Source organism: bacterium (assembly GCA_022616075.1).
Taxonomy (GTDB): Bacteria; Acidobacteriota; HRBIN11; order JAKEFK01; family JAKEFK01; genus JAKEFK01.
Genome location: JAKEFK010000406.1, coordinates 1 through 2,588, shown reverse-complemented (window position 1 = coordinate 2,588; position 2,588 = coordinate 1). Strand labels below are relative to the sequence as shown.

The window sequence follows — 2,588 nt, the reverse complement described above, 5'->3', positions numbered from 1 at the left end:
GAGCCGGCCAATCCGCCGCCGATAATGTTGATCACTTTCGTTTCACTCATTGCAAGGTTTAAGGAGCTTTGATGATGCCCTGACGCGGGGGAGATGATAGCAGAATGAGAGACGATCACGAATTAAAACCATCCAGCGTCCGAAGGTGTCCAACAGGCATTTGCGCTCGATTGCCTTTGTTCACGCGCTGCGAATACAATCGCGTCCGTTCCAGTATCCAGAAACAGTTCTGCCGAAATGTTCAATTGCTAATCACATTGATTCGTCGTGACTTCAGTACGTACAATTTGTGCGAACATTCGTGGGACATGGGTAACAATGCGTCAAGAAAGTGAACGAGCTTATGCGAGTTAAAGAAATCTCCGTCAAAAAACTATTCGGCATTTTCAATCACTCTATTCCATTAAATATGGAAGAGCGGATTACCATCATTCACGGGCCGAATGGTTTTGGTAAAACTATTATGCTCAGGATGCTGGATGGTTTCTTCAATTTTCGCTACGCAGTCTGGCGGGCAACCCCCTTCGAGGAATTCAGGATAGATTTTGAGGACGGGAGCTATGTAAAATTCCTGCCATTCAAAGGTAGTTCCAATCCTGTAGCTGATGTCTATTTTGCCAAGCCCGGTAGTGGTGGAAAATCCGAGCAGGCCAGTATTTTGCTATTACAACTTCCCGCTGAATCGGCGCATGACGATTACCCTCCAGAATCTAGCGACGGTGGGGAGAATTACGAACGCAGGGCAAATCGTTTAGGAATGTTGGAGTCGATTCGACAAAGCCGGGAACGGGAACCGGAATGGCTGAATGAACTTAGAAAATCTGTCAGTATTCATTTCGTCAGGGCTGATCGTTTACTCAAAAGGAAAGTGTTAGATCGGCAACAAGGTCGTCTCTTTTCTCCGGATGATCGGATTAATTTAGAGATAACAGCTGACAGATATGCCAAGGAGCTAACGGAAGTCATTCAGGCTGCATTGGCTGAATATGGTGAAGTCTCACAATCGCTTGATCGAACATTCCCTGCGAGAGTGATTAAAGAAACGCCTGCCCCAAACTTTAGCAGCTATGAATTGCAGCAAAAGCTACGATCTCTTGAAGAAAAAAGAGCACATTTGATGGGCGCCGGACTCCTGGATAACGATGACGCCGTAGACGGCCAGCTTCAACAGGAAGTAGACGACCGCACCAAAAGCGTGCTTTCAGTTTATATCAGTGATACGGAGAAAAAGCTCGGTGTCCTTGATAAGCTAGCGGCCAAAATAGACCTCTTCAAAAAGATCATCAACCAGCGATTCTTCTACAAGAAAATGTCTATCGGTAAAGAGAAGGGACTTATATTTACGACTCCGAATGGCCAACCTTTACCGGCAGGGCGGTTGTCTTCTGGCGAGCAGCACGAGCTTGTTTTGCTTTACGAATTGCTGTTCAGGGTCGAACCGGACTCGCTGATCCTACTTGATGAACCGGAATTGTCGCTGCACGTCGCCTGGCAGCAACAGTTTCTCGAAGATCTTCGGGAAATTACCAAGCTTTCTTCAATTGACGTTTTGATAGCCACTCACTCGCCACAGATAATCCACGACCGATGGGATTTAACCGTTGAGCTAAAGGGACCGACCCGATGAAAGAGTTCCTCACCCCCGCTGATCGCGCAAACGAGATTCGGATGGCTCGCGCCATCTATGTTGGAGCCTTCCTGGTTGTAGAAGGTGAGACAGATGCGCTGTTTTACAAGCGCCTGGTGGATACTGAAAAGTGTCGTGTAATCGTCGCGCACAACCGAGAGAATGCCATTCAGGTTTTGATGATTCTTGAAGGCGCCAAATTTGTCGGCGCGCTGGCAATTGTGGATGCCGATTTCGACGTGCTTGAGAGCCGGGACTTCGCCTCCTCGAACATTTTTCTCACCGATACTCACGACCTCGAAACGATGATGCTGAAATCCCCGGCGCTGGAGAAACTCTTGCTGGAGATGGGATCAGAAAACAAGCATGACGAATTCAAAAAGAAGAGCGGAAAAGAGGTGCGAGAAACGCTGTTGGAAGAAGGCTTGCATATCGGATACCTGCGCTGGGTTTCACTCCGGCACGGTCACGCGCTGAAGTTCGAGGGGTTGAACTATCGAGCCTTTACAGACCTTGTTACTTTAACCATCAGCCAATCCAAACTCATCAAGACGATCAAGGATCACTCGCAGAAGCCACAACTTTTAGATCATGAACTCCAGCAACAGATCGAAACCATCAGAGATGAAACACATGATAAATGGCATGTATGTTGCGGGCACGATTTGATTGGTCTCCTGTCAGTCGGGCTGCACAAGGCTTTTGGTTCACGAAATTCGAAGGAAATCGAAACAGAAATCCTCGAAAGAAATCTGCGGCTGGCGTATGAGTCAGCCTGGTTTCGGGATACCCGGCTTTACGCTTCCATCAAAGAATGGGAGGAGATCAATAACGCCTTCCAAGTTTTTCTGATGGCGAGCGGAAAGCCTTCTGAAGTTTGAATGAAAGAAACTCTGCTTCAATATCTCATCTGCCCAGCCTGCGTTAGCGAACTGTCTCTGGACACAACCGAACGTGACGG

2 protein-coding genes are annotated in these 2,588 nt (G+C 47.8%); both read left to right on the top strand.

Features of this window, described 5'->3' with window-relative positions:
• Positions 1-343: 343 nt before the first annotated feature.
• Complete coding sequence (locus tag L0156_30975; GenBank protein ID MCI0607425.1) at positions 344-1,627, top strand: AAA family ATPase; 1,284 nt, start codon at positions 344-346, stop codon at positions 1,625-1,627.
• Positions 1,624-2,508 (top strand): DUF4435 domain-containing protein, encoded by an 885-nt coding sequence (locus L0156_30970; protein MCI0607424.1) that lies wholly within the window; start codon positions 1,624-1,626, stop codon positions 2,506-2,508. The genes L0156_30975 and L0156_30970 overlap by 4 nt, the downstream gene beginning before the upstream one ends.
• Positions 2,509-2,588 lie beyond the last annotated feature (80 nt).

Bases quoted from the DNA above. Each gene is read 5' to 3' on its own strand.
- L0156_30975 (MCI0607425.1), top strand. From the start codon at position 344: ATGCGAGTTAAAGAAATCTCCGTCAAAAAACTATTCGGCATTTTCAAT.
- L0156_30970 (MCI0607424.1), top strand. From the start codon at position 1,624: ATGAAAGAGTTCCTCACCCCCGCTGATCGCGCAAACGAGATTCGGATG.